At 72.3% G+C, this 24,444-nt stretch carries 23 protein-coding genes; 10 read left to right on the top strand and 13 right to left on the bottom strand.

From position 1 onward, the window contains the following. Positions 1–12: 12 nt before the first annotated feature. The gene (locus FHU36_RS35065; protein ID WP_185088900.1) at positions 13–2,808 is read right to left on the bottom strand and encodes an ATP-binding protein; all 2,796 of its coding nucleotides are present in this window, start codon (positions 2,806–2,808) and stop codon (positions 13–15) included. 630 nt (positions 2,809–3,438) lie between these two features. On the opposite strand from FHU36_RS35065, the gene FHU36_RS35060 reads away from it, so the two are divergent. Both FHU36_RS35060 and FHU36_RS35055 read left to right on the top strand, forming a co-directional pair. Continuing rightward, entirely contained in the window at positions 3,439–3,600 is a 162-nt protein-coding gene (locus tag FHU36_RS35060; RefSeq protein ID WP_185088351.1) for a hypothetical protein, read from the top strand. Next, positions 3,537–4,301 carry an alpha/beta hydrolase gene (locus FHU36_RS35055; protein WP_312892049.1) on the top strand — a complete coding sequence of 255 codons (765 nt, stop codon included), beginning with the start codon at positions 3,537–3,539 and terminating at the stop codon, positions 4,299–4,301. The genes FHU36_RS35060 and FHU36_RS35055 overlap by 64 nt, the downstream gene beginning before the upstream one ends. An 87-nt stretch (positions 4,302–4,388) precedes the next feature. Here the strand turns inward: FHU36_RS35055 and FHU36_RS35050 are convergent, their stop codons facing one another. Genes FHU36_RS35050 through FHU36_RS35040 form a run of 3 tightly spaced genes read right to left on the bottom strand, consistent with a single transcriptional unit; the run spans position 4,389 to position 7,071 of the window. Then, positions 4,389–5,606, bottom strand: coding sequence for an NADP-dependent isocitrate dehydrogenase (locus FHU36_RS35050; RefSeq protein WP_185088349.1), 1,218 nt, complete (start codon positions 5,604–5,606; stop codon positions 4,389–4,391). Between the two features lie 53 nt (positions 5,607–5,659). Continuing rightward, the gene (locus FHU36_RS35045) at positions 5,660–5,953 is read right to left on the bottom strand and encodes a DUF3017 domain-containing protein (RefSeq protein ID WP_185088348.1); all 294 of its coding nucleotides are present in this window, start codon (positions 5,951–5,953) and stop codon (positions 5,660–5,662) included. Further along, entirely contained in the window at positions 5,950–7,071 is a 1,122-nt protein-coding gene (locus FHU36_RS35040) for a citrate/2-methylcitrate synthase (RefSeq protein WP_185088347.1), read from the bottom strand. Before FHU36_RS35040 ends, FHU36_RS35045 begins: the two co-directional genes overlap by 4 nt. A gap of 181 nt (positions 7,072–7,252) precedes the next feature. Here FHU36_RS35040 and FHU36_RS35035 point away from each other — a divergent pair, with 181 nt between their 5' ends. Beyond that, on the top strand, positions 7,253–7,897 hold the full coding sequence (locus tag FHU36_RS35035) for an FHA domain-containing protein (RefSeq protein WP_185088346.1): 645 nt from the start codon (positions 7,253–7,255) through the stop codon (positions 7,895–7,897). Here the strand turns inward: FHU36_RS35035 and FHU36_RS35030 are convergent. Then, positions 7,892–9,016: an anhydro-N-acetylmuramic acid kinase gene (locus FHU36_RS35030; protein WP_185088345.1), complete on the bottom strand. Its 1,125-nt coding sequence runs from the start codon at positions 9,014–9,016 to the stop codon at positions 7,892–7,894. The genes FHU36_RS35035 and FHU36_RS35030 overlap by 6 nt on opposite strands. Before the next feature lie 8 nt (positions 9,017–9,024). After that, positions 9,025–10,575 (bottom strand): glycoside hydrolase family 10-like protein, encoded by a 1,551-nt coding sequence (locus FHU36_RS35025; RefSeq protein ID WP_185088344.1) that lies wholly within the window; start codon positions 10,573–10,575, stop codon positions 9,025–9,027. 87 nt (positions 10,576–10,662) lie between these two features. On the opposite strand from FHU36_RS35025, the gene FHU36_RS35020 reads away from it, so the two are divergent. Continuing rightward, the gene (locus FHU36_RS35020) at positions 10,663–12,102 is read left to right on the top strand and encodes a glycoside hydrolase family 3 protein (protein ID WP_185088343.1); all 1,440 of its coding nucleotides are present in this window, start codon (positions 10,663–10,665) and stop codon (positions 12,100–12,102) included. Then, complete coding sequence (locus tag FHU36_RS35015; RefSeq protein WP_185088342.1) at positions 12,099–13,004, top strand: MurR/RpiR family transcriptional regulator; 906 nt, start codon at positions 12,099–12,101, stop codon at positions 13,002–13,004. Before FHU36_RS35020 ends, FHU36_RS35015 begins: the two co-directional genes overlap by 4 nt. 7 nt (positions 13,005–13,011) lie before the next feature. Here FHU36_RS35015 and FHU36_RS35010 read toward each other — a convergent pair whose 3' ends face one another. Further along, a complete protein-coding gene (locus FHU36_RS35010; protein WP_185088341.1) occupies positions 13,012–13,932 on the bottom strand; it encodes a TIGR03619 family F420-dependent LLM class oxidoreductase in 921 nt (306 codons plus the stop codon). 295 nt (positions 13,933–14,227) lie between these two features. Between FHU36_RS35010 and FHU36_RS35005 the strand changes: the two genes are divergently transcribed. Then, positions 14,228–15,388, top strand: coding sequence for a CynX/NimT family MFS transporter (locus FHU36_RS35005; RefSeq protein WP_185088340.1), 1,161 nt, complete (start codon positions 14,228–14,230; stop codon positions 15,386–15,388). 21 nt (positions 15,389–15,409) lie between these two features. Continuing rightward, positions 15,410–15,832, top strand: coding sequence for a DUF6157 family protein (locus FHU36_RS35000; protein ID WP_185088339.1), 423 nt, complete (start codon positions 15,410–15,412; stop codon positions 15,830–15,832). A 197-nt stretch (positions 15,833–16,029) separates the two neighbouring features. Here FHU36_RS35000 and FHU36_RS34995 read toward each other — a convergent pair whose 3' ends face one another. Continuing rightward, the gene (locus tag FHU36_RS34995) at positions 16,030–16,632 is read right to left on the bottom strand and encodes an HAD domain-containing protein (RefSeq protein WP_185088338.1); all 603 of its coding nucleotides are present in this window, start codon (positions 16,630–16,632) and stop codon (positions 16,030–16,032) included. Positions 16,633–16,833: 201 nt separating this feature from the next. Then, positions 16,834–17,679, bottom strand: a complete 846-nt coding sequence (locus tag FHU36_RS34990) for a bifunctional methylenetetrahydrofolate dehydrogenase/methenyltetrahydrofolate cyclohydrolase (RefSeq protein ID WP_185088337.1) — start codon at positions 17,677–17,679, stop codon at positions 16,834–16,836. A 157-nt stretch (positions 17,680–17,836) separates the two neighbouring features. On the opposite strand from FHU36_RS34990, the gene FHU36_RS34985 reads away from it, so the two are divergent. Beyond that, on the top strand, positions 17,837–18,757 hold the full coding sequence (locus FHU36_RS34985) for an ROK family protein (RefSeq protein ID WP_185088336.1): 921 nt from the start codon (positions 17,837–17,839) through the stop codon (positions 18,755–18,757). On the opposite strand, the gene FHU36_RS34980 is transcribed toward FHU36_RS34985, so the two are convergent. The 3 genes from FHU36_RS34980 to purN all read right to left on the bottom strand — a co-directional run bounded on the left by FHU36_RS34980 (position 18,730) and on the right by purN (position 21,347). Beyond that, positions 18,730–18,918, bottom strand: coding sequence for a hypothetical protein (locus FHU36_RS34980; protein WP_185088335.1), 189 nt, complete (start codon positions 18,916–18,918; stop codon positions 18,730–18,732). The genes FHU36_RS34985 and FHU36_RS34980 overlap by 28 nt on opposite strands. 234 nt (positions 18,919–19,152) lie before the next feature. Continuing rightward, complete coding sequence (purH, locus tag FHU36_RS34975; protein ID WP_185088334.1) at positions 19,153–20,721, bottom strand: bifunctional phosphoribosylaminoimidazolecarboxamide formyltransferase/IMP cyclohydrolase; 1,569 nt, start codon at positions 20,719–20,721, stop codon at positions 19,153–19,155. After that, the gene (purN, locus tag FHU36_RS34970) at positions 20,718–21,347 is read right to left on the bottom strand and encodes a phosphoribosylglycinamide formyltransferase (RefSeq protein WP_185088333.1); all 630 of its coding nucleotides are present in this window, start codon (positions 21,345–21,347) and stop codon (positions 20,718–20,720) included. The genes purH and purN overlap by 4 nt, the downstream gene beginning before the upstream one ends. A 76-nt stretch (positions 21,348–21,423) precedes the next feature. Between purN and FHU36_RS34965 the strand changes: the two genes are divergently transcribed. Then, complete coding sequence (locus FHU36_RS34965; protein ID WP_312892048.1) at positions 21,424–21,843, top strand: hypothetical protein; 420 nt, start codon at positions 21,424–21,426, stop codon at positions 21,841–21,843. 168 nt (positions 21,844–22,011) lie between these two features. On the opposite strand, the gene FHU36_RS34960 is transcribed toward FHU36_RS34965, so the two are convergent. Next, positions 22,012–23,646 carry a cell division protein PerM gene (locus FHU36_RS34960; protein ID WP_185088332.1) on the bottom strand — a complete coding sequence of 545 codons (1,635 nt, stop codon included), beginning with the start codon at positions 23,644–23,646 and terminating at the stop codon, positions 22,012–22,014. Positions 23,647–23,842: 196 nt separating this feature from the next. Here FHU36_RS34960 and FHU36_RS34955 point away from each other — a divergent pair, with 196 nt between their 5' ends. Then, positions 23,843–24,346 (top strand): MarR family winged helix-turn-helix transcriptional regulator, encoded by a 504-nt coding sequence (locus tag FHU36_RS34955; protein WP_185088331.1) that lies wholly within the window; start codon positions 23,843–23,845, stop codon positions 24,344–24,346. The last annotated feature ends 98 nt before the right edge of the window (positions 24,347–24,444 follow it).

Below are 24,444 nucleotides of genomic sequence, written 5' to 3'. Positions count from 1 at the left end.
CGATGACTGTGGTCAGCGGTCCTCGGCTGCGTCGGGCGGCGTGGCCTCCTCGGGGAACGCGGCCAGCGCGTCACGCAGCGCGGCTCTGGAGGTGATGCCGAGTTTCGGGAAGATCTGGTAGAGGTGGGCACCGACGGTCCGGTGCGACAGGAACAACCGTTCGGCGATCTGCTTGTTCGTCAGGCCCGAGCCGGCCAGCTCGGCGATTTCGCGCTCCTGCGCGGTCAGCGTGGCAGGCCGCCGGGTGGCGCCCCTCGGTCTCGTCATGCCGGTGGCCCGCAACTCGCCGGCGGCCCGTTCCGCCCAGGGGCGGGCGCCGAGCCGCTCAAAAGCCTCCAACGCGGCGCCGAGCTGGGCGCGGGCCTTGGCGGTCGCCCGCATTCGCCGCAGCCGCTCGCCGTAGGAAAGCCTCACCCTGGCCAGGTCGAACGGCCAACGCTCGACATCGGGCAGCGCCAATGCCGCCTCGAACGACTCCTCGACCCGCTCGTCCTCGGCCGTGATCGCCGCCGCCGCGGCGCTCAGCAGCGCGAGCCGCGGAGACAGCGCGGCGATGTTCGCCTCACCCAGCGCGTCGACGTGCGCGGCCGCCTCGGCGTGCCGGTCGGTGTGCACGGCCGCCTCGACGAGGTCCAGGCAGGCCCACAACGCGTGCGGAACGTACGGGGCGAGACTCCCGGCGGGGCTCAGTGCGCTCGCGTTGCGGTAGGCACTGTCGTAGTCGCCCCGGCCGATGTCGTTGACGGCTCGCGCGTGGAGGGCGAAGCCTTCGGCGGCACGCGCACCGCGCGGGGCGGCGAACCGCAGGATCGCGTCGGTGAGCGCCTGGCTGGTGTCGGCCTCACCGCGGGCCGCCGCCAGCATCGCCTGAACGTAGCGGAAATACCAGGTGAAGAACCTGTAGTCGTGCTCGTCGCACAGCCGCAACCCCTCCTCGGCCAGCTCCGATGCCTGCGCCCACTGCCCGGTGAGGTAGTCGTCGAAGCACAGGTGCAGCAGCGAGCCGAGATGGCGGCGGGGCGGTCCGGCGCCGTCTCGCCCCATGCGGACCACCCGCCAGGCCGCCTCCCGCAGGCCCGCCAGGCGATCGAGGTAGACCGAGCCGGTCCCCAGACGCACGATCCTGGTCGGATCGCTCTCCTCGTGCAGCCCGGCGATCAGCGTGTCCAGGCGGGCCGCGCCGCGATGGCCGGTGCGCGCCGGATCGGCGAACGTCCGGGCCAGGACCCACAGCAGATCGGGCACCTCGGGAGTCAACCGGTCGAGCGCGGCGAAGAACGGCCGCCACATCTGCGGGCGCCCGGCGAACCAGCACAGCAGGAGCAGCGTGTGCAGCGCATCATCCAGCGCGTCATTGTCGGCGCGCCAGCCATGATCACCTGCTTCGATCGCGCCGACCAGCAACCTGTGCGCGGTGTCCACATCGCCCTCGCCGTTGATCAGCACGAAGGCGCTCGCCGCCGCGGCGTACAGGGAATCGCCGCCGGCGGGGTTCGCCCGGCGCACGTCCACGAGCAGCCGGGAGGCATCGCCCAGCTCTCCGCCCGCGTCTGCGCCGATGTAGGCCGCCTCCGCCAGGCGCCGGCTCCGTCCCGCGGCGTCCGGGCTCAGCTCGGCCGCCCGGGTCAGCGAGGCGATGGCGCCCACGGCGTCGCCTCGCCGCAACCTGCGGTGGGCGGCCTCCTCAAGCAGGGCGGCGACCTCCGTGTCCGGGCCGACGGCCGCTTCGCCGAGATGCCACGCCCTGCGCTCCAGCTGCGAGGCCAGCGCCTCGGCCAGGACCAGGTGCGCCCGGCGGCGCTCGGCACCGGTGGACACCTCGACCACCGCCGATCTGATCAGCGGATGACGGAACTCAAGACGCCGCGTCCTGTCCTCGATCCGCACCAACTCGTCGCGCTCGGCCGGCTCCAGGTCATCGAGCCTCTGCTCGCCGGCCGCCGCCAGCACCAGCCCGAGATCGCCGGTGCCGTCCAGCGCCCCCAGCAGCATGAGCTCGCGGCACGGCTCGGGCAGGTCCGACACCCGTGCCGCGAACAGCGCCTGCAGGCGCCGGCTCAGTGGCAGGCCCGAGCCAGGCGCCCAGGCCGACGCGAGACGCTGCGGCCCACTCAGCCCCGCCGCCAGCTCCAGCAGAGCGAGCGGGTTACCTCCCGCTTCCGCGAGCAGCCGCCGGCGCACCCCGAGGGCCAGCCCCGGAAACCGGCTGGTGAGCAGATCCTGAGCCACCGCCGGCGGCAGCGGTCGCAGCACGAGCTCCGTGAGCCCCCCGTGCTCGAAGAAACCACCGGCATTCGACCGCGACGCTGCCAGGAAACCGACCCTGCTTCCCACCACCCTCCGGGCGACGAACCCCAGGACGGCAGCGCTCGCCCGATCCACCCATGGCACGTCGTCGACGACGAGCAGCAGCGGCCCCTCCACGGCGACCTCGCGAACCAGCAGCAGGGCCGCGTTGGACACCAGGAGCCGGTCCGGCGCCGGCCCGCTCCCGAAACCCAGCGCCACCCGCAGGGCGTCGCGGTGGACCGCGGTGAGCGCTTCGAACGCGCCGTACAAGGGGAACAGCAACTGGTTGAGGCAGGAATAGCTGACATCGGCTTCGAACTCCACCCCGGCCGCGCGCAGCACCCGCGTGCCCGACTCCGAGGCGGCCGCCGCCGCGGCGTCGAGCAGCGCCGTCTTCCCCACTCCGGGCTCGCCGGACAGCAGCAACGCCCCGCCGGCAACGGCGGCGTCCTCAAAGTAGGCGCGAATGTAGGACAGCTCCTCGCCGCGTCCCACCAGTGACCGCGCCGCAGGGACCATCGAAGCCACCGAGACACCTCCAGCTTCGTACCCGATCGCCCGCGGCGTGACGGCGGTATCGACCCGATCCCGGCACCACACCGCTCGGACGCGATCGCGGAACGACATGTCTGCCCCAGCCGCGACGCCTACCTGCCGGCAGGCGCACCCAACCGCGACAGGACACTCAAGGGCGTCCGGCCGTACTGCTGGAAGAGCCAGGACTCGCCTTAAGTGTCGCAGTCCCGCCCGCCCACTCGCATCCGTACCCTCCCTGGTCGTGTGCCAGGAGACGCGTCGAGGCGCTGGTCTGCTCACGCGTCCTGCGAGACGTCCGACGCGGTCCGGGTCCAGGTGCCGACATCGCCTGCCACCACCGGGGCGACCGGAAGAGGGCGGTCGTTCGACGGCGCACGAACTCGACCAGCCCGTGGCGATGAGGTTGCCGGGGTCGGACTGGCTCGGCCGTCGTCGAGGTCATCAATCGGGACGAATCTGTGGTGAGGGTGCTATCGTCCGGCTGCAGACGATGAAAGAGCGAGCGCAGGCGTGCCGGAGTGCGCGGATCCGTCCTATCGCCTTGCCGGCTGCCGCAGCGGGGCTCCCGAACTACGCATCCCCGAAGTGGGGATTGCCGTGGGAGGTGACGTCATGGGCGTCAACCAGGCGGTCCATGGCGTAGGAATTACGCCACAGAAATCCGGGGCGCTGCGGCGCGATGCCGTTCACCCGCAGCACATCGACGACCTGTGCTCTGCTGTCTCCGGCTACTTGCTGGATGCGTGCGCGTCCGCCGGAAAGAGGCACGAGTGAGTGGCCACCGCACCCTCCTGCTCGTGCACGGCGCCTGGCACGGCCCATGGTGCTGGCAGCCATTGATCGACCACCTCCCGGATGTCGACGTACGAACGGTCACCCTGTCCAGCAGCGGAAAGGCACCGGCAGTTCTGGGTGACCTCTATGACGATGCGGAGGTGGTCGCCAAGGCCCTCGCCGCCATCGACGCCCCCACCGTGGTGGTCGGCCATTCCTACGGAGGATGCCCGGTCAGCGAAGCTGCCGGAACTGTCGGTAACGTGCGGCGGGTCGTCTACCTGTCCGCCTTGATGCAGGACGTCGGTGATTCGGTCCTCTCACTGGTAGGCGGCGGGTATCCACCCTATTGGGATGTGCACGAGCAGCCTCATGGAAGCCCGGACCACGATTACTTCGAGGTGTCCGAGCCCATGGAGGTCCTGTACGGCGACGTGGAACCACGCCTGGCGCAGCAAGCCGTCGCCAGGCTCGGCCGCCAGTCGCTGGCCTCGGCCGTCCAGCCGCTCACCCGGGCCGCGTGGCACACGGTGCCCAGTACGTACATCCTGTGCGAGGACGACCTCGCCATCCCCCTGCCCGTCCAGGAAGAAATGGCCAGGCGTGCTCAGCGGACCCGCCGGCTGCGCTCCTCGCACTCACCGTTCCTTTCGCGGCCGGCGGAGTTGGCCCTCATGCTCCGAGAAGAACTCGCCGGATAGCGCGGGAGCGCTCATCCGACGCTGGAGGTGCATGCGAAACGGCCCCTACCTTGCGTAGTAATCGCAGGTAGAGGCCGCATTCGACGTCTAGGCGGACATCTTCTTCTTGAGGTTCTCGTCCAGCGCGGCCAGGAAGTCCTGGGTGGTCAGCCACTCGGCGTCGCCGCCGACGAGCAGCGCCAGGTCCTTGGTCATCTGACCGCTCTCGACGGTCTCGATGCAGACCCGCTCCAGCGTGTTGGCGAACTCGGTCACCGCGGGGGTGTTGTCGAGCTTGCCGCGGTGGGCCAGGCCACGCGTCCACGCGAAGATCGAGGCGATCGGGTTGGTGGAGGTGGGCTTGCCCTGCTGGTGCTGGCGGTAGTGACGGGTCACCGTGCCGTGCGCGGCCTCGGCCTCGACGGTGCGGCCGTCGGGCGTCATGAGGACGGACGTCATCAGGCCGAGCGAGCCGAAGCCCTGCGCGACCGTGTCGGACTGCACGTCGCCGTCGTAGTTCTTGCACGCCCAGACGTAGCCGCCCTCCCACTTCATGGCCGCGGCGACCATGTCGTCGATCAGGCGGTGCTCGTAGGTGAGCCCGGCCTTCTCGAAGTCCTCCTTGAACTCGGCCTCGAAGACCTCGGCGAAGATGTCCTTGAAGCGGCCGTCGTAGGCCTTGAGGATCGTGTTCTTGGTGGAGAGGTAGACCGGGTAGTTGCGGGCCAGGCCGTAGCGCATGGACGCGCGGGCGAAGTCGCGGATCGACTCGTCCAGGTTGTACATGGCCAGCGCGACGCCGGGGCCGGGGAAGTCGTAGACGTCCAGCTCGATCGGCTCGGAGCCGTCCTTCGGGGTGAAGGTGAGGGTCAGCGTGCCCGCGCCGGGGACCTTGAGGTCGGTGGCGCGGTACTGGTCGCCGAAGGCGTGACGGCCGACGACGATCGGCTTGGTCCAGCCGGGGACCAGACGCGGCACGTTGGACATGATGATCGGCTCGCGGAAGATGACGCCGCCGAGGATGTTGCGGATGGTCCCGTTCGGGGACCTCCACATCTTCTTCAGGCCGAACTCCTCGACCCGCGCCTCGTCCGGGGTGATGGTGGCGCACTTCACCCCGACGCCGTACTTCTTGATGGCGTTGGCGGCGTCGATCGTCACCTGGTCGTCCGTGGCGTCACGGTGCTCGATGCCGAGGTCGTAGTACTTCAGGTCGACGTCGAGGTAGGGAAGGATCAGCTGGTCCTTGATGAACTGCCAGATGATCCGGGTCATCTCGTCGCCGTCAAGCTCGACGACAGGATTCTCCACCTTGATCTTGGGCATGCGAATGGTTCCCCTTCAATGAATGGATGCGTTGAGGCTATCGGACCGCCATGTCACCGTGCGAAAAGGGACATGATGAACGCCTTCAGCGCGTTGTTCCCCAGCAACATCGAGGTCAGCACGAGCACGAACCCGAACACGCCCAGCGTGATGACGTCGGTCTTCCTGCTGCGGACGGCGAGCGCCCCGCCGTACCCGGCGAAGCGCAGCGCGGCCGCGATCATGATCATTCCCCCCAGTGCGAACCCGCCCCACCTCAGGTCCGCCAGCAGTGCCGTGGCAACGGCGACGACCGCACCCGCCAGGATCAGCGGGTACGGTCCCCAGGTCTCGCCGGAACGGTTCACCGTTCCTCGATCGGCTTCCACTTCTGGTCACGCTCCCCGATGTATTCACTGTCGGGGCGGATCAGCCGGTTGTCGGCGTGCTGCTCGATGACATGGGCCGTCCATCCCGACATACGGCTGATCGAGAAGACCGGCGTGAAGAGGTCGGTCGGAATGCCAAGGTAGTGGTAGACCGACGCCGCGTAGAAGTCGACGTTCGGATACAACCCCTTGGTCTCGAAGACGACCTCCTCCATCTCCTTCGACATGCGGTAGTAGGTGTCGTCACCGGACGCCTCGGCCAGCTCCTGCGACATCTTGCGCAGGTGGGTGGCGCGCGGGTCCTCGGTCTTGTACACCCGGTGTCCGAAGCCCATGATCTTCTCGCCCGCGGCCAGCCTGTCGCGCACGGCCTGGGCCACGCCGGACGGCGAGATCGACTCCAGGGTCTTCATGACCTGCTCGTTCGCGCCGCCGTGCAGCGGGCCCTTGAGCGTGCCGATCGCGGCGACGATGGCGGAGTGCATGTCCGACAGGGTCGCGGCGCACACGCGGGCGGCGAACGTGGAGGCGTTCATGGTGTGGTCGGCGTGCAGCACCAGGCAGGCGTCGAAGATCTCGATCTCGCGCCGCTCCGGCATGCGGCCGGTGACCTGAAGCAGGAAGTTCGCGGCGATGTTCAGCTCGGCGTCGGGCTCGGGCGTCCGGCCCCCGGTGCGGGCCGCGTGGTAGCGGGCGACGAGCAGCGGCTGCTGCGCGGTCAGCCGGGCGGCCTTGCGCAGGTTGGCGTCGGGCTCGATGGAGTCCTTGTCGAGATCGTCGGCGCCCGACAGGGAGACCAGGCTGCGCAGCGCCTCCATCGGTTTCTGCTTCTCGGCGATCTCAGGGATGTTCGCGGACACGAGCGAGCCCAGCTCACGGCCCCGGACCAACTCGGCGCCGAACTCCGCCAGCTCCGCGCGGCTGGGCAGCTTGCCCCGCTGGAGCAGGTGCGCGGTCTCCTCGAACGTCGCTCGGCCGGCCAGGTCATGGATGTCGTATCCACGGTAGAAGAGACGACCGGCCTTCCCGTCGATGTCGCTCAGCGCAGTGGACGCGGCTACGACGTCGGCCAGGCCTTTCGTGGGCTTGTCCGCCATGAGTGTTTCCTCCGCTTATCGTCGCTGGAAGTCTACCCGTGAGCAGGTAAAACCGTCGGCAGAGGTCCAGACCAATTTCATGCGGGATTCTCCTTATGGCAAAGGCGATTCCGCATCCCCTCGGTTGGGTAAGCCGGAGCTGTAGTAATAGTTACGGCGGGCTACCTGGGGAGGAACTGCCGTGGAGGGGCCGTTCATACGCATCGAGGACACCGGCGAGGTGGTCCCGTTGCGCCCCGAGATCACGACGGTGGGGAGGGGCCGCGGTGTCGACATCCGGCTGACCGATCCGAGCGTGTCTCGACTCCATGCCGAGTTCGTCAGGCGAGGACCCTACCTGTATGTCGTTGACCTGGGCCTGTCCCGCAACGGCACGCGGGTGAATGGCAGGCCGATCGCCCGGAGGGTCCTGGACGACGGCGACGTCGTCTCCTTCGGCGCGGCGCGCGGTCGCATCGGCGGAGTCCCCCGCGAGGACTTCACCCCCGAGATCGAGCTCCGCAGGGCGGCGGCGCCCGAGCTGACCAGACGCGAGGTCGACGTGCTGACCTCGCTCTGCCGGCCGGCGCTGTCGGACGAGGCGTTCGTCGCCCCGGCGACCGCCCGCGAGATCGCCGACGACCTCGTCGTGACCGAAGCCGCGGTCAAGCAGCACCTGCTGCGGCTCTACCAGAAGTTCCGGATCCCGGAGGGCACCAACCGGCGCACGCGGCTGGCCAACGAGGTCGTCGCGCTGGGCCTGGTGCGCCCCACCCCTGTGGTGCCACCGCAGCGGGCGGGAGCCGCGGCCGACCAGCCGTCGGCCGCCGGGCGCAGGGCTTCATAGCAGCCGGATCGCGACCGGGGCTTCGGCGAGGGGTTCCGGCAGCGTCAGAGGGTCGGAGCCAGGTGTCACCGTGCCCAGCACGCGCGCCCCCGTGGCGCCCGTGCACCCGGGCACGGTGGCCGGCAGGCCGTGCGCGGTGAGCCAGCCGAAGAGCGAGAAGGCGACGGCCTCCTTCGCTCCGGCCGGCACGCCGAGCTCGTCGCTGGCCATCAGCCGCGTGTGCGGCGCGCGTGCGCGCAGCATGCCCATCAGCGTGGGGTTGCGCACACCGCCGCCCGACACGACCACCGTGTCGAGCCGGTGCCCGCGCAGCTCGGCGGCGACGGTCTCGGCGGTCAGCGCCGTCAGCGTGGCCACCAGATCGGGCAGCGGCAGGTCGGCTCCGGCTCGGGCGCGGACGTAGCCGGGCGTGAAGAGTTCCTTGCCGGTCGTCTTCGGCGGGTCCTGGGCGTAGTAGGGCTCGGTCAGCAGCTCGGCGAGCAGCTTCTCGTCCACCGTGCCCGCCGCGCCGAGCGCGCCGTCCTCGTCGTACGGCGGCGCCGCGGCGTCGATGAGGGCGCACGCGGGCCCGGTGTCGTAGGCGATCGGGCCCGCGGCGGCCGTCCCGGCGACGGTCAGGTTGGCGATGCCGCCGAGGTTGAGCGCTCCGGCGCGGCCGGGCAGCCCCGCCACGAGCAGCAGGTCGAGATACGACACGAGCGGCGCGCCCTGCCCACCGGCGGCGACGTCGCGGACCCGCACGTCCGAGACGACCGGCAGCCCGGTGCGCTCGGCGATCCAGGCGGGCTGGCCGAGCTGCAGCGTGCCCAGCACCCGGCCACCTTCCACCCAGTGGAACAGCGTCTGCCCGTGGGAGCAGATCAGGTCCGCCCTGGGCCCGTGCCGTGCCGCGTCGGCGAACGCCTGGCCGATGAGGGTGTCGAGCGCGCACACCTCCCCCATGTCCACCCGGTTGGGCGGGAGGGCGGCGACGATGCGGGCTCTCAGCCCGGCCTCGTACGGCCGCTCGCCGACGTGCTCGATCCTGCCGATGAGCGTGCCGCCGTCGAGTGACCAGTCGACGACCGCGCTGTCGATGCCGTCGTGCGACGTGCCGGAGATGAGACCGAGAACCCGCATCGCGCTCCCTAGAGGACCCTGAACCCGTTGCTGGGCCTGCTCGTCCGGTTGGCCCGGTCGACCGCCACCACGTAGTAGTGGTCACCCCGCTTGCCGTCGGGGTCCACCCATCGGACCTGCCGGTCGCCGGGGACGACGGCGACGAGGTGACGCGCGTCGCCGAAGGCCCCCGAGGCCGCCCGGTCCGGGAAGCGGAACACCGCGAACTGGAACGGCTCGTCGCGGCCCGTCGCGACCGCCCGCACCTCCACGCCACCGGCCGGGCGGCGCAGCGCGTACGCCACGACGGGACGCCGCGGCCCTTCGCCGCCCGCCAGCCGGGGCAGGACCGGCGCCAGCGCGGGGCGGGTGTAGTGGTCGCCGACGGCCGTGCTGATCGAGGCGATCCGGTCGGCGCGCAGGTCGTTGGCGTTGTACCAGATGTCGCCGGAGATCTCGGGGTGGGCGCGGTTGAGCGTGAGGTGCTTGGACAGCTCGGCCGGGTCCTGCCACGGGGCCGCCTGCGCCGGGTCGCCCGCCTTGTAGGCCGCCTGGCCGATCCACAGCAGCGTGTTCGTGCCGCTCGCCACGTCCGACCACCACGGGACGAGCTTGGAGTAGTCGGCGGGCGGCTGGCCGATGTACCAGTAGAGCTGCGGCGCGATGTAGTCGAGCCAGCCTTTCTTCACCCAGCCGCGCGTGTCGGCGTGCAGGTTGTCGTACGACTGGCCGCCGTTGGTGTCGGAGCCGAGCGGGTCGACGGCCTTGTTGCGCCAGATGCCCGACGGGCTGATGCCCCAGGCGACCTCCGGCCTGACCTCGCGGACGCGCTGCTGCATCTCCGAGACCATGAGGTCGACGTTGTGGCGGCGCCAGGTGGCCAGGTCGGGGAAGCCGGCCCCGTGCTGGGCGAACGCGGCGCTGTCGTCGAAGGCCGTGGTGTTGGTGGGGTAGAAGTAGTCGTCGAAGTGCAGGCCGTCGATGTCGTAGCGGGTGAGCGCGTCGAGCATGGCGTCCTGGCAGAACTTCCGCACCTCGGGCAGGCCAGGGTTGTAGTAGAGCTTGCCGCCGAACGGCAGGATCCAGTCGGGGTGCTTGCGGCCGGGGTGGTCGGGGTGGAGCTGGGCCGGGTCCGGCTGCATGGAGACGCGATACGGGTTGAACCACGCGTGGAAGGCCAGGCCGCGCTTGTGCGCCTCCTCCACGGCGAATCCGAGGGGGTCGTAGCCGGGATCCTGCCCCTGGGTGCCGGTCAGCCAGTGCGACCACGGCTCGAACGGCGACGGCCAGAAGGCGTCGGCGGTCGGCCGGATCTGCACGAAGACCGAGTTGAGCTTGCGCTGCACGGCCAGGTCCATCCAGGCGATGTACTCGGCCTTCTGCTGGTCCACGCTCAGCCCCTGCTTGGAGGGCCAGTTGATGTTGACGACCGACGCGATCCACATGCCGCGCATCTGGCGCAGCGGCGGGACGTAGGCGTCGTCGAGCGAGGACGCGGAGGAGGCTAAGGCGGGCAGCGGTACTGCGGTGGCGGCGGCGGCGAGGGCGAGACCCTTGAGAACTGTCCTTCTGCTGGGCATGGGGGTGGCCTCCGGGAAGCGGTTGTGTCGAGGGCGACGATGACAGAAAATTACCTTCAATTCAACAACCGTGAAGGAAACTGCCACATGTCCGCTGACCTGTACCGACTCGCCCTGGCGGTCCTGCAGCCCGGCTACGAAGAGACCACCGCACCCGACTGGCTGCGCAGGGCCCTGGGCGAGGGACTGGGCGGAGCGGTGCTGTTCGCCCGCAACCGGCCGGACGCGGGGCACGTACGGGCCCTGCGCGCCGAGAATCCCGGCGTCGTCGTCGCCGTCGACGAGGAGGGCGGGGCAGTCACCAGACTGGAGGTGGCCGCCGGCAGCTCCTTCCCCGGCAACCGCGCGCTCGGCGTGATCGACGACGTCGCCCTCACCGAGCGGGTGGGCCGCCAGATCGGCCGGATGCTCGCCGAAGCCGACATCACGCTCAACTACGCGCCCTCGGCCGACGTCAACGCCGACCCGGCCAACCCGGTGATCGGCGTCCGCTCGTTCGGCCCGACGGCGGACCTCGTCGCCCGGCACACCGTCGCCTACGTCCACGGCGTGCAGGGAGCGGGGGTCGCCGCCTGCGCCAAGCACTTCCCCGGCCACGGCGACACGGCCACCGACTCACACCTGGCGCTGCCGACCGTGCACGCCTCCGGACAGGTGCTGGCGGAACGCGACCTGCCGCCGTTCCGCGCCGCGATCCGGGCCGGCGTCCGGGCGATCATGTGCGGCCACCTGCTGGTGCCCGCCCTCGACCCCGAGCTGCCCGCCACGCTCAGCCGCGCCATCCTGACCGACCTGCTCCGGGACGGGCTGGGCTTCGACGGGATGCTGGTCACGGACGCGATCGAGATGCGGGCGGTGGCGGCCAGGTTCACCCCCGGCGAGATCGCCGTGCGCGCCCTCGCCGCCGGCGCCGACGCCATCTGCGCCGGCCTCACCACCGAGCGCACCCTGTACGAGCTGCGCGACGCCATCGTGGCGGCCGTCCGCGAGGGCGTGCTCCCCGAGGAGCGCCTGGCGCAGGCCGCCGCCCGGGTGCGGGCCGTGTCCGACTGGTACGGCGAGCAGGCGGCGCTGCGCGAGAAGGCCCGCGCCGACGCCGACCCCGGCGTGGGCCTCGACGCCGCCCGGGCGGCGCTCACCACGTCCGGGACCGGCCGGCTGACCCGGCCACCGCTCGTCGTGGAGGTCAACACCCGCTTCAGCCAGGCCGTCGACCCGGCCATGCCGGCCGGCCTGACGGCCGCGCTCGCCGAACTGCTGCCCGGCACCGCCCGCGCCCGGCTCGCGGAGGAGGGCGAGCTGCCACCGTTCGACGACCGGCCGGTGGTGCTCGTGGTGCACGACGCCGCCCGGCACGCCTGGGTCCGGGAGCGGGTGGCGCAGGCCGTACGGGTGCGCCCCGACGTCATCGTCGTGGACACCGGTGTCCCGGCCGACCCGCCCGCCGGCCCGCACGCCACCCATGTCGCCACGCACGGCGTCTCCCGCGTCTCGGCACGGGCCGCGGCCGAATGGCTGGTGCGATGACCGGCGGCCGGGTGCCCGGCGCCACCACCCCTGCGCAGCCCGCCAACCCGGTGGCCGCGGTGCGGGCGGTGTTGCCGTCGCTCACGCCCGCGGCGCAGACCATCGCCCGCATCATCCTCAGCGACCCCGAGCTCGTGGTCCGGAGCACCATCACCGAGTTCAGCGCGGTGTCCGGCACCAGCGAGGCGACCATCGTCCGCACCGCCCGCGTGCTCGGCTTCTCCGGCTACTCGCAGCTCCGCTTCGCGCTGGCCGCGGCCGTCGCCAAGGAGCAGGCCAGGGAGCCGGACCGGCTCGTGCCCGGCGACCTCGGCCCCGACGACCCGCTCACCGACGTCATCGCCAAGGTCGCCCGCTCGGAGGCGGAGGCGCTGGCCGACACGGCGGCGCAGCTCGACCCGGTCCTGCTCGGCCGGGTGGTGACCGCCATCGCCGCCGCCCGCCGCGTCGACGTGTACGGCGTGGCCGCCTCGGGCCTGGTGGCCGCCGACATGTCGCAGAAGCTGCTGCGGATCGGCGTGTCCAGCCATCCGTTCGCCGACGCCCACCTCGCCCTCACCAGTGCCGCCCTGCTGCGCCCCGGCGACGTGGCCGTGGCGATCAGTTGCAGCGGCGAGACGCCCGACGTCCTCGTCCCCGCCCGCACGGCCGCCGAGGCGGGGGCCGTGGTCGTGGGCATCACCAACAACCCGCGCTCGTCGCTGGCGGAGGTGGCCCACCACACGATGGTGTCGGCGGGCCGCGAGACCGCCTTCCGGCCCGGGGCGCTGGCCAGCCGCATCAGCCAGCTCCTGATCGTCGACTGCGTCTTCGTCGGCCTCGCCCAGCGCACCTACGACACGGCCAGCGCCGCCATCCACGCCACCCGCGAGGCCACGAACCGCTACCGCCACCGCTCCTGACCCGCGATCACCGGCGATCGCGTGCGCGCGCGACGAACTCCTCCGCGATGTCCATCAGCTCGCCGCGCGCGGACGTCGTCGTCTGCACGTCCACGAACACCTCGTGGGCGCCCGCCTCGGCCAGCGCGTCCAGGTGGCCGGCGATCTGGGCGACGGTGCCGGCGCGCGGCACCTCGCCGGCGGGCACGGGGTCCCGGGTGATCCTGGGGTTGATCCGGATCACCATGCGCAGCGCGGCGGGGTCGCGGCCGGCCTTCTCGGCCGAGCGCAGCGCCGTGTCCCACAGGTGCTTCAGGTACGGGGCGGGCATGGCCGCCCCCAGCCAGCCGTCGGCTCGGCGGCCGACCCGCTCCAGGGCCGCCGCGGTCAGCCCGGCGAGCAGGATCGGCGGCCGGGGGCGCTGGTGGGGCTTGAGGTCCACGCGACACGGCGGCACCGTCCACAACGGCCCCTCGTGCGCCACCACCTCCGCCGACCAGAGGGTCTCCAGCAGGTCCAGCGTCTCCTCCAGCCGCGGGCTCTTCCCCCGCCAGGGCACCCCGGTCGCGGTGTACTCGTCGCCCAGCCAGCCCAGGCCGAGGCCGACGTCGAGCCGCCCGTGGCTGATCAGGTCGAGCGAGGCCAGGCTGCGGGCCAGCAGGACGGGCGGCTGCCACAGCGCGTTCAGCGTGCTGGTGCCCAACCGGACGCGGCTGGTGCCGACAGCCGCGAGCGTCAGCGCCGACAGCGGGTCGAAGAACGTCGCGTACGCCTCGGGGATGCGGCCGTCGCCGCCCGGGTAGCGGTGGCTGGGGGCCAGCGGCACGATGACGCGGTCGGCCGCCCACAGGCTGTCGTAGCCCATGTCCTCCAACCTCGTGGCGGCCTCCCGGATGAAGTCCGGGTCGGCGAACGGGCCGTACTGGGGTACCGCGAATCCGATGCGCATGCCCACCTCCTCTGTGACAGGGCGGCCCGCGCGATCCCCTGCCCGGATGAGCGGAGATCGGCGTGAACGTGGACTGCCGGTGGACAGACGGCCCGGCCGGCTTCGCCCTTGCCCGCCACGCGCCGACGGCCGAACCCTGCCGGACGGACGCGGCCACTTCCAGTGGATCACAACGAAGGACTTTCGACCACGAGCATCCAGGTCTCACGGCTCACCCACCGCGGGTGCGGCCGGCGCCGCGGCGTACCCTGTCCAGATGACCTTGCAGGGACACACCCGGGCACGGACCGGCTGAATGTCGTCACGCACCGTCCTCCTGCTCGGCGGCTTCATCCTCGCGTCGCTCAACCTCCGGCCCGCACTCGCCGGCGTCTCTCCGCTGCTCGACGAGATCATGACGGATCTCGGTCTGACTCCGGCGGGGGGCGGCGCGATCACCACGGTCATGGTGGTGTGTCTCGGGGTGTTCGGGGGCCTCACGCCGATCCTGGCCAGGCACGCCGGCCTCGACCGGACCCTGCTCGCGGGCCTGCTGCTGCTCACCGCCGGCGTCCTCGTGCGGACCGTGGACGGCGTGCCGGCGCTCTACCTCGGCTCCGCGCTGGCCGGCACCGCGATCGCGATCATGAACGTGGCCATGCCGGGCGTGGTCAAGCAGCACTTCCCCCACCAGATCGGGGCGTACACATCGGTCTACGTCTCCGGGCTCGTGGCCGGTGCCGCCGCCGCGTCCGCGCTCATGATCCCGCTGGAGCGGCTCACCGGCCACGGCTGGCGCGGCGTCTCGGCCCTCGTCGCGGTGCCGGCCGTGGCCGCCGCCCTGCTGTGGCTCCCCCAGGCGCTGCGCAGACCGGCGCTCTCCGGTGACCGGCCGCGCCACTTCGCCGCCATCCTGCGCAACCCGGTCACGTGGTGGGTGACGCTGTTCATGGGGGTGCAGTCGCTGACCTTCTACATCATGCTGGCGTGGCTGCCGACGATCTTCCAGGAGTCGGGCCTGCCCGCCGACCAGGCCGGCTACCTGCTCAGCCTGACCAACCTGGCCCAGATCGCCGCCACCCTCGCCGTCCCCGTCCACGCCGGCCGCCGCGCCTCCCAGGTGCCGCACGTGACGGTCGCGACGGCGCTGACCATCGTCGGCTACCTGGGCGTGCTGCTCGCGCCCACGACCCTGCCCTGGCTGTGGATGATCATCCTCGGCCTCGGCCAGGGCGCCGCGATCGCGCTCGCGCTGCTCATCATCGCCCTGCGCGCCCCCGACCCGTCATCGGTGACGGCCCTGTCGGCGGTGGCGCAGTCGTGCGGCTACGTGCTCGCGGCGGCCGGGCCGCTGCTGATCGGGGTGCTCAGGCAGTCCTCGGGCGGCTGGACCGTGCCGCTGCTGGCCGGCCTGGCCTTCTGCCTCGTCCAGGCGGTCGCCGGCCTCTTCGCCGCCCGCCCCCACCTGGCACGCTGACCGATGGGGCATCATGCCCTCGTGGACCTGAACTACTACGACGCCCTCATCGCCGTCGCCGACGACTGCCCCACCCGCAGTGCCGTGGTCCCGGCCCCGCGGGGCGGCAAGAAGACGGTCGCGACGGTGCAGTACGAACTGCTCGCCGACAACCCGGGCATCCTGACCCAGGAGGACGTCCTCTTCGAGACGTGGCTGCGCCGCCAGGAACAGCCGGAGCCCTCGGAGGCCGACCGGGCGCGGCTCCGCGCGGAGTTCTTCGCCAGACCGCAGGCCTGTCTGCGGGCGTCCCCGCTGCCGAAGAAGTACGGCTGGGGCCTGCTCTTCGACGAGGCGGGCCGGGTGAGCCTGTGCCCGGCGGGGTCGGCGGAGTACGAACGGCTCGTCACCGGTGACGAGCCGGGCGTGAAGATCCTCAAAGCCATGCGCTCCCGCCGCACCTGACCGCCCCACCAGCAGGCAACCTCGCCCCATGGGCAAGCGGCCTCCTCCAGACCGCACGCCCACCGCTGTGCGCGAACGACCCGCCGAAACACCCTCCCCCAAGCACGACCCACCATGACCCACGCCCTTCGCCCCACTGGAGCGATCATCGGGGGTCGCACGAGGTGCTCGGCGGCTGGTTCACGCGCAGCGTGTCGTCACGGCGCTGGCGCGATGTCGCCACCGAGAAGACGCCGGGCGACACGGAGGGCGTCGTCCGGGGAGGTTGCACCTGAGGTGGAGCTTGTGGCGAGGCCGCGGTCTCCGGCCGCCGGAGCGGCGACGAAGTCCTCAACAGCATCCATGTGGTCGGGCTGCAAACCACGGCGCGGGGACGGTGCGATCAACAGGGCGCGGCCGGACATGGTCAGTTCCTCGTGCCCCGGCCCCTGGGTCGGCACCTCGACGTCGTCGGTCCAGACGAGCCTGCGGCCCTGGGCCAGAACCTGGCGGGCCGCGGCGAGCTTGGCCGTCGCCGCGGCCGTGCCTGTCAAGTGTTCCGACCAGGCACGACCCAGTCGGGGCAGCCCGAACAGCCGTTCCACCTGGTCGGCGTCAGGGCACCAGGTGCTGCACCACCGGATCTCGACGCGACCCGCGTGGTGCAGGGAGCGGATGCGGTCGACCAGGGCGGGCGCCCAGCGCATCCGGTACACGTCGCCGGCGGAGTAGGCGGTACCGGTGCGCGGCGCACCTCCCCAGCCGGGCCGGGCCGCGTTGATCACTCCGTCCACGTCGAGCAACCACACCGGCCGGTCCATCAGCCGGAACGCCCGTCGTGCACGGGACGGAAGGCGGCCGTGCTCATGATCTGCCTCCTGCGGAGTCAGGTGGCGGCAAGGTCCTGGGGCTCTCGCGGACGGGTGCCGGTCCCGGCCGTTCGGGCAGGGGAGAGCGGTCCCATCCGCGCCTCCGGCCGGCGCTCGGGGGGCGCGGGGGCCGGAGGGCGGCGGCCTTCGCCGCTACAGGCGCTCGGCGGCTTCCACGACGTTGGACAGGAGCAGGGCGCGGGTCATGGGGCCGACACCGCCCGGGTTGGGGGTCAGGAAGCCCGCCACCTCGGCCACGTCGGCCGCCACGTCGCCGGCGATCTTGCCGTCGACGCGGGAGACGCCCACGTCGAGGACGGCCGCGCCGGGCTTGACCATGTCGCGGGTGATGAGGCCGGGCACGCCGGCGGCGGCCACCACGATGTCGGCCCGGCGGACGTGGCCGGCCAGGTCCTGGGTGCCGGTGTGGCAGAGGGTCACGGTGGCGTTCTCGCTGCGGCGGGTGAGCAGCAGGCCGAGGGAGCGGCCCACGGTGATGCCGCGGCCGACCACGGCGACCTCCGCGCCCTTGACGGGCACCCCGTACTCCTGCAGGAGCAGCACGATGCCGTGGGGGGTGCAGGGCAGCGGCGCGTCGACCATGTGGACGAGCCGGCCGAGGTTGACCGGGTGCAGGCCGTCGGCGTCCTTGGCCGGGTCCATCCGCTCGATCAGCGCCATCGTGTCGAGGTGGCGCGGCAGCGGGAGCTGCACGATGTAGCCGGTGCACTCGGGTGAGGCGTTGAGCTCGTCGACGGCGGCCTCGACCTCGGCCTGTGTGGCGGTCGCCGGCAGGTCGACGCGGATGGAGGCGATGCCGACCTCGGCGCAGTCACGGTGCTTGCCGGCGACGTAGATCTGGCTGCCGGGGTCGTCTCCGACGAGGACGGTGCCCAGGCCGGGCGTGACGCCGCGGGTCTTGAGCGCGGCCACCCGGGCCGCGAGGTCTGCCTTGATCTTGGCGGCCGTGGCCTTGCCGTCGAGTTTCACTGCGCTCATGTCGCCCCATCCTTCCACGGCCTTCCCGAGCTGCCGTACGCGGCCTCCTGCCCCTCGGTGACATCGTTGTCATCGGGCGTAGAAGGACATAAAGTGACGGTCGCCAGCCCACCGTTCACCGAGGAGCCCCCTTGCCCGAGACCCTGTGGGAGCGTCGATGAGCTCCGTCCTCGCCATCGACATCGGGGGAACCAAGCTCGCCGCCGCACTGGTGGGCGAGGATGGTTCCGTTTCGGGCTCGGCCATCCGGCCGACGCCGCGCACGGACGTCATGGCCGCCCTGGCCTCCCTCATGGACGAGGTGTGCGCCGGCGGCGAGCGGCCGCAGGCGGTGGGCATCGGCTGCGCCGGCCCGCTGAACCTGGCGGCCGGCACCGTCAGTCCCGTGAACATGCCGAGCTGGCGTGACTTCCCGCTCCGTGACGAGGTGCGGGAGCTGACCGGGTTGCCGACCGTGCTCGCGGGTGACGCGCAGTGCTTCGCACTGGGCGAGCACTGGCTGGGCTCGGGCCGGGGCAGCTCGGCGCTGCTCGGCATCGTGGTCTCGACCGGCATCGGCGGCGGCCTGGTCATCGACGGCGTGCCGCTGCTCGGCCCGACCGGCAACGCCGGGCACGTCGGCCACATGACCGTCGACCCGTACGGCGAGCGATGCGAGTGCGGCGGGCGCGGCTGCGTCGAACGCTACGCCAGCGGCCCCAACCTGGCCCGCTGGGCGCTGGACAACGGCTGGAAGGCCCCGGAGGGCGAGCCGGCCGACGCCCGGAACCTGGCCAGGGACGCCGCCGACGGCGAGCCGGTCGCGGTGGCGGCCTACGAGCGTGCCGCCAGGGCGCTGGCCGGGATGATCGCCTCCGCCGCCGCGGCCGCCGAGGTGACCAGGGTCGTCATCGGCGGGGGCGTATCGGGGGCCGGTCCGGTGCTCTTCGAGCCGCTGGAGCGGGCTCTGGACGACGTGGCGGGGCTCGCGTTCGTCAGGTCGGTGGACGTGCAGCCGACCGTGCTCGGTGTACGGGCGGGCCTGGCGGGGGCCGCCAAGCTGGCCTGGGACTATTCGGACTCGGCCGCGGCGGCCTGAGCCTCGCGCCGCTCGATGATCCTGCGGGTGAAGGGGATCGTCTCAACGGCCCGCACGCCCAGGTAGGCGCCCAGGAACGCGAGCACCACGAGCATGACCGGGCTCATGGCGAACCCGTTCACGGTCACGAAGGCGTACAGGATCGTGTCGAGCAGCACCATAAGGGGACTCCGAGGGCAGAAACAGACGGCGAGGCCCATAGGGTAACCGGACCTCGCCGATGCTCGCCGCCGTTCGGCCGGCTTTGTGGAAAACTCGCCGGCCGAGTCCCGCCCCTGTGGACGCCGCCGCCGAGGACCCCACCCCGATGGACGCCGCCGCCGAGGATCCCACCTCGGTGGACGCCGCGGCGGAGGAGTCCCGCGACCGTGGACTCCTCCGCCGCGGACGGCCGGTCAGTGGAAGAAGTGGCGCGTGCCGGTGAAGTACAGCGTGATGCCGGCCTTCTCCGCCGCGTCGATGACCTCCTGGTCGCGTACGGACCCGCCGGGCTCCACCACGGCCTTGACCCCGGCCTCGATCAGCACCTCCAGCCCGTCGGCGAACGGGAAGAACGCGTCGGAGGCACCCACCGACCCGGCGGCCCGCTCGCCCGCGCGGCTGACCGCCAGGCGGCAGGAGTCGACCCGGTTGACCTGGCCCATGCCGACGCCCACGGTCGCCCCGCCGGAGGCCAGCAGGATGGCGTTGGACTTGACCGAGCGGCCGGCCCGCCAGGCGAACGCCAGGTCCGCCAGCACCTCGGGGCTCGCGGGCTCGCCGGCCTTGAGCTCCCACTGCTCCGGCGCGTCGCCGGGCGCGTCGACCCGGTCGGCCTGCTGCAGGAGCAGCCCGCCGTCGATCCGGCGGAACTCCGACGCGTTGGCCGGCCCCTCGGGGCAGACCAGCAGCCGGATGTTCTTCTTCTTCGTCAGCACGGCCAGCGCCTCGGGCTCGAACGACGGCGCCACCACGACCTCGGTGAACACCTCGGCGATCTGCCCGGCCAGCTCGGCCGTGACCGGCCCGTTGACCGCGATCACCCCGCCGTACGCCGACACCGGGTCGCAGGCGTGGGCCTTGCGGTGCGCCTCGGCCACGTCGGCGCCGACGGCGATGCCGCACGGGTTCTGGTGCTTGATGATCGCCACGCACGGGTCGGTGAAGTCCCAGGCGGCCCGCCAGGCGGCGTCGGCGTCGAGGTAGTTGTTGTAGGACATCTCCTTGCCGTGCAGCTGCTCGGCCTCGGCGAGGCCACCCGAGCCGCCCGAGCCGCCCGAGCCGCCCGAGCCGCCGGCGTAGAGGGCGGCGGCCTGGTGCGGGTTCTCGCCGTAGCGCAGGGTCGCCTTGCGCTCCCAGGTGGCCCCCATGAACGCCGGCCACTCGCCGTCGGGCTCGTACGCGCTGGCGAACCAGGAGGCGACCGCCACGTCGTAGGAAGCCGTGTGGGCGTAGGCGAGGCCCGCCAGCCGCTTGCGCTCGGCCAGGGTGAAGCCGCCCTCGTTCAGGGCGTCCAGCACGTCGCCGTAGGCGGCGGGGTCGACGACGACGGCGCAGGTGCTGTGGTTCTTGGCCGCGCCGCGGATCATCGCCGGGCCGCCGATGTCGATCTGCTCGACGCACTCCTCCGGCGACGCGCCCGAGGCGACCGTCTCGGCGAACGGGTAGAGGTTGACGACCACGAGCTGGAACGGGTCGATCTCCAGCTCGTCGAGCTGCGCCACGTGGTGGGGCTTGGTCAGGTCGGCCAGCAGCCCGGCGTGCACGCGCGGGTGCAGGGTCTTGACCCGGCCGTCCAGGCACTCGGGGAACCCGGTGAGCTGCTCGACCTTCGTCACCGGGACGCCGTAGGAGGCGATGGCGGCCGCGGTGCCGCCGGTCGACACGATCTCCACGCCGGCCGAGTCGAGCGCCCTGGCCAGCTCCTCCAGCCCGGACTTGTCGTACACCGCGATCAGCGCGCGCCGGATGGCGATGCGAGTCACTTGGATTCCCCTCCTGTTTGGTTCCCGATGCGGACGACGCGTCCGCTGACCGTCCAGCCCTCGCGGACCATCCGGCCGACGATCTCGACGAGCAGGTCGCGCTCGACGGTCTTGATGCGCTCGTGCAGGGACGCCTCGTCGTCGTCAGGGAGGACGGCGACCGCCTCCTGAGCGATGATCGGCCCGGTGTCGACGCCCGAGTCGGCCAGCATCACCGTGCAGCCCGTCACCTTGACCCCGTGGGCGAGCGCGTCGCGCACGCCGTGGGCGCCGGGGAAGGACGGCAGCAGCGCGGGATGGGTGTTGACCACCGGGAAGGCACCGATCGTCGGCTCCCCCAGGATCTTCATGAATCCCGCCGCGACCACGAGATCGGGCTCGTACGAGGCGATCCGGGCCGCGACGGCGGCGTCCCAGTCCGCCCGCGATGGGTGATCGGCCAATTTCTCGACGAATGTCGGCACATTGGCCTTCTCCGCCCTGTCCAGCCCCGCGATCCCCTCCCGGTCCGCGCCGACGGCGACCACGCGGGCCCCGTACGACGGGTCGGCGGAAGCGTCCAGGAGGGCCTGTAGGTTGGTTCCAGAGCCGGAAACGAGGACGACGAGCCGCCCAGCCTTAGACACGCATCACTCCAATGGGAGAACCGGGGTGGGGCTGCCAGCGTATCCGCTCCTCACCCGGGCACGCAGAGGAGGTCAGGTGTCGACACCGGTGCAGGCGCCGGCGGGCCAGCAGCCCGCGGATTCCGCGGGCCGCCGCGCGATCTGGTTGTCCATCGCAGCGCTGGCCATGACGTTCATGCTGCCGTTCGCCGGGCTGGTGATGGCGCTGTTCGCCCTCATGGCCGGCATCCGCGCGCTGCCGCAGCTCAAGAGCGTGGGCAGGCCGACCGGCACGGCCGTGGGCGGCATCGCCGTCTCGGCGATCGCGCTGGCGCTGTCGGGCGGCGCCACGGCGATGCAGTTCTACCTGATGGACGAATACTCCGCCTACCAGGAGTGCATGAAGTCGGCCGGCACGGTCACCTCGCAGGGCGAGTGCTTCACCCAGTTCAGGGACGCGGCGCAGCAGAAGCTGCCCCCGGACGTGCTGGAGATGCTGGGCACCGTCCAGCCGTAACCCCGCGGCCCGCCGGCCGTGCCCATCAGCCGCGCCCGCCCGTCACGGCTGTCCGTCACGCCCGCCCGTCGCGCCCGCCCGTCACGCCCGCCCGTCACGGCTGTCCGTCACGCCCGCCCGTCGCGGCTGTCCGTCACGGCCGCCCGTCACGCGCTGTCGGTCGGGCCGTCAGTCGCGGTCCCAGGCGTACGGGTCCAGATAGATGACGTGCCCGCCGCGATCGTCCGACTCGTCCACGATGTCCCTGCGCGGCCCGCCGCGCCCGTCGCGCCCGTCGGCGGCTGGGAGAGGCCGCGCCTGGGCGCGCGTCTCGGCCTCGGCCGAGGCGTGCTCGTCCTGCCAGTCGTCGCGGATGACCGGGATGGGCTGGGTGTCGGCCTCGGTCGCGTCCATCCAGTGGCCCGGCAGCGGGCGGGCGTCGGCCTCGGCCAGGCCCACCTTGCTCGCGGCCCGGGCGATGGCCGCCCCGGCCTTGCGCACGGGCGCCGCGGCCTTGTCGAGCGGCGCGCGAGCCCGCCGGTTGAGCAGCAGCAGGTTGGTCACCCCGGCCGAGATGCCCGCTGCGACCCCCACCTCCAGCGCGACCGACACGGCCACCTGCCACGGCGACGGACCGACGGCCGCCAGCCGCCCGCCGCCGATCGGGCCGCCCGACAGGGCCGCCAGCAGGCCCGCCACGAGCCCGGTGGTGACGCCGGTGAAGAAGCCCCACAGCGGCGCGGCCTCGTACGAGGGTGACGGCGAGACCCTGGCGACCACCACGCCCGCCACCGCCCCCGCCGCGAACGGCAGCGCGACCACGGCCATCATCCAGCCTGGCACGGGACCGCTGTCGGGCAGCGCGCCGAGCAGCGGCAGGCTCGGCACCGTGCCGAGCTGCACGCCCGTGGGCGCCACGAGGGTCCCGGTGCCGATGGCGAACCCCGGCCCGGCGACGTAGGACAGCGCCCAGATGACCACGTTGAGCAGGTAGAGCAGTTGCAGGAGCAGGAGCAGCAACCCGCCCACGAACCCGGGCGACAGCACCCCGGACAGCTCGCGCACCTGCCCGAAGTTGAGCCCGACCGCCACGACCACGAGCAGCAGCCCGGCCGCCAGCAGCACCGCCGTGGCCACGGCGGTGCCGAGGGTCAGCGCGCGCACCCGTTCGGGCAGCAGCCGCAGCATCGCCCGCCACGGCCCGATCGTGCGTGCGGTGGCCAGCGAGCCCGCCAGGAAGGCGAGCGTGAAGTGACTCAGCAGGGCGTCGCCGATGAACGGCTGGGTGATGTCGTTGCGGGCCACGACCGCGATCAGCCCGGCCAGCAGCGCGTACGGCGCAGCCAGCGAGACCCCTGCCTGCGCCACCAGCACGAGCTGCGCCCGGCGGCGGGCGTTGGCCTGCTCGCGCGGGCTGTTCTTCGGCAGCCGGGCGGGCAGCCGCAGCCGCAGGTCGGCGTCGCGGGCCATCCAGCGGGCGGCGCGGTACAGCAGCAGCGCGGGCAGGATGATCAGGCCGAGGGGCAGCAGCCCGACCCGGCCGCCGGGGATCGCGAAGCCCGCGTGGTGGGCGGCCAGCCAGGCCTGCGCCGCCGTACGGAACACCCCGGGCAGCCCGGCGCCCAGCGTGCCGTTGGGCGCCGCGATCCAGCCGACCAGGGTGAGCGTGGTGAGGGCGGCCAGCCCGACGCCAAGTGTGCAGGCGGCGGCCAGCATCCCCGACACAGGCAGCGGCCGCCGGGACTCGTCGTCGTCCGACACCCCGGGGAGCTTGCCGAGAACCGAGCGGGGGGCTGCCCGGAGCTGGTCGAGAATCGCCGTCACAGTAGGCGATTTTCTCAATCTTTTCCGACCGCCGCTTGGTTGACGCGCCGCGCCGGTCCGGCTTTGTGGGCTTTTCCGGACCGTACGACCCCACCGCCCCTGCGCTCACCCCTGACCGGAAACCCCGGCCACGCGGCGGATCCCGGCGATGCGGCCCGCTCACGGTGGCATGGCGGGTTCATGATTAGGTAGACCCATGGCGCGAGAAGCGGACAAGCCGGCGGCACGACGGGGAGGAAGCCGCGGCGAGGCGATCGCCACCCCTCAGGCACTCCTCGCGGCGCCCGGCTACGTGGCCCGGCGGCTCTACCAGTCGTACGTGGCCCTGTGGACGCGCACGGTCGATCCCGTCCTGACAGGCCCGCAGTTCGCGGTGCTCACCGCCGTCGACCACCATCCGGGCGTCGACCAGGGCTCGTTGGCCTCGTCGGTGGCGCTCGACCGGTCCACGATGGCCGACATCGTCCGCCGGCTGGAGGACAACGGGCTGATCGTCCGGCACACGGCGCTGCACGACGGCCGGCGCAAGCTGCTGCACCTGACCGAGGAGGGGTCCCGGCGGCTGGCCGAGGTCAACAAGCGCGCCCGGGAACTCGACGAGCAGTTGCTGAAGGGCTACTCACCGGCCGAGCGCGAGCGCGTGCTGCGCGAGATGACGGCGCTGGCCGCCCAGTGGGAAGGGCTCATGGGCGACGAGTGACGCCGCCGTGGCACGTCCGTTCGTCCTCGCGCACTCCCCTGCGGGTGGCTCGCTGAGGCGGGTCCGGGGGCGACCGTTCGTCGTTTCACTGGGGTTAC

The sequence above is a fragment of the Nonomuraea muscovyensis genome (assembly GCF_014207745.1).
In the GTDB taxonomy this organism is placed as follows: Bacteria; Actinomycetota; Actinomycetes; order Streptosporangiales; family Streptosporangiaceae; genus Nonomuraea; species Nonomuraea muscovyensis.
This window is presented reverse-complemented; position numbering and strand designations above follow the sequence as displayed.

Coding starts and splice junctions, on each gene's coding strand:
- FHU36_RS35065 (WP_185088900.1), bottom strand. CDS start 2,808: ATGGTCCCTGCGGCGCGGTCACTGGTGGGACGCGGCGAGGAGCTGTCC.
- FHU36_RS35060 (WP_185088351.1), top strand. CDS start 3,439: ATGGGCGTCAACCAGGCGGTCCATGGCGTAGGAATTACGCCACAGAAA.
- FHU36_RS35050 (WP_185088349.1), bottom strand. CDS start 5,606: ATGCCCAAGATCAAGGTGGAGAATCCTGTCGTCGAGCTTGACGGCGAC.
- FHU36_RS35040 (WP_185088347.1), bottom strand. CDS start 7,071: ATGGCGGACAAGCCCACGAAAGGCCTGGCCGACGTCGTAGCCGCGTCC.
- FHU36_RS35030 (WP_185088345.1), bottom strand. CDS start 9,016: ATGCGGGTTCTCGGTCTCATCTCCGGCACGTCGCACGACGGCATCGAC.
- FHU36_RS35025 (WP_185088344.1), bottom strand. CDS start 10,575: ATGCCCAGCAGAAGGACAGTTCTCAAGGGTCTCGCCCTCGCCGCCGCC.
- FHU36_RS35020 (WP_185088343.1), top strand. CDS start 10,663: ATGTCCGCTGACCTGTACCGACTCGCCCTGGCGGTCCTGCAGCCCGGC.
- FHU36_RS35015 (WP_185088342.1), top strand. CDS start 12,099: ATGACCGGCGGCCGGGTGCCCGGCGCCACCACCCCTGCGCAGCCCGCC.
- FHU36_RS35010 (WP_185088341.1), bottom strand. CDS start 13,932: ATGCGCATCGGATTCGCGGTACCCCAGTACGGCCCGTTCGCCGACCCG.
- FHU36_RS35005 (WP_185088340.1), top strand. CDS start 14,228: ATGTCGTCACGCACCGTCCTCCTGCTCGGCGGCTTCATCCTCGCGTCG.
- FHU36_RS34995 (WP_185088338.1), bottom strand. CDS start 16,632: ATGGACCGGCCGGTGTGGTTGCTCGACGTGGACGGAGTGATCAACGCG.
- FHU36_RS34990 (WP_185088337.1), bottom strand. CDS start 17,679: ATGAGCGCAGTGAAACTCGACGGCAAGGCCACGGCCGCCAAGATCAAG.
- FHU36_RS34985 (WP_185088336.1), top strand. CDS start 17,837: ATGAGCTCCGTCCTCGCCATCGACATCGGGGGAACCAAGCTCGCCGCC.
- FHU36_RS34980 (WP_185088335.1), bottom strand. CDS start 18,918: ATGGTGCTGCTCGACACGATCCTGTACGCCTTCGTGACCGTGAACGGG.
- FHU36_RS34955 (WP_185088331.1), top strand. CDS start 23,843: ATGGCGCGAGAAGCGGACAAGCCGGCGGCACGACGGGGAGGAAGCCGC.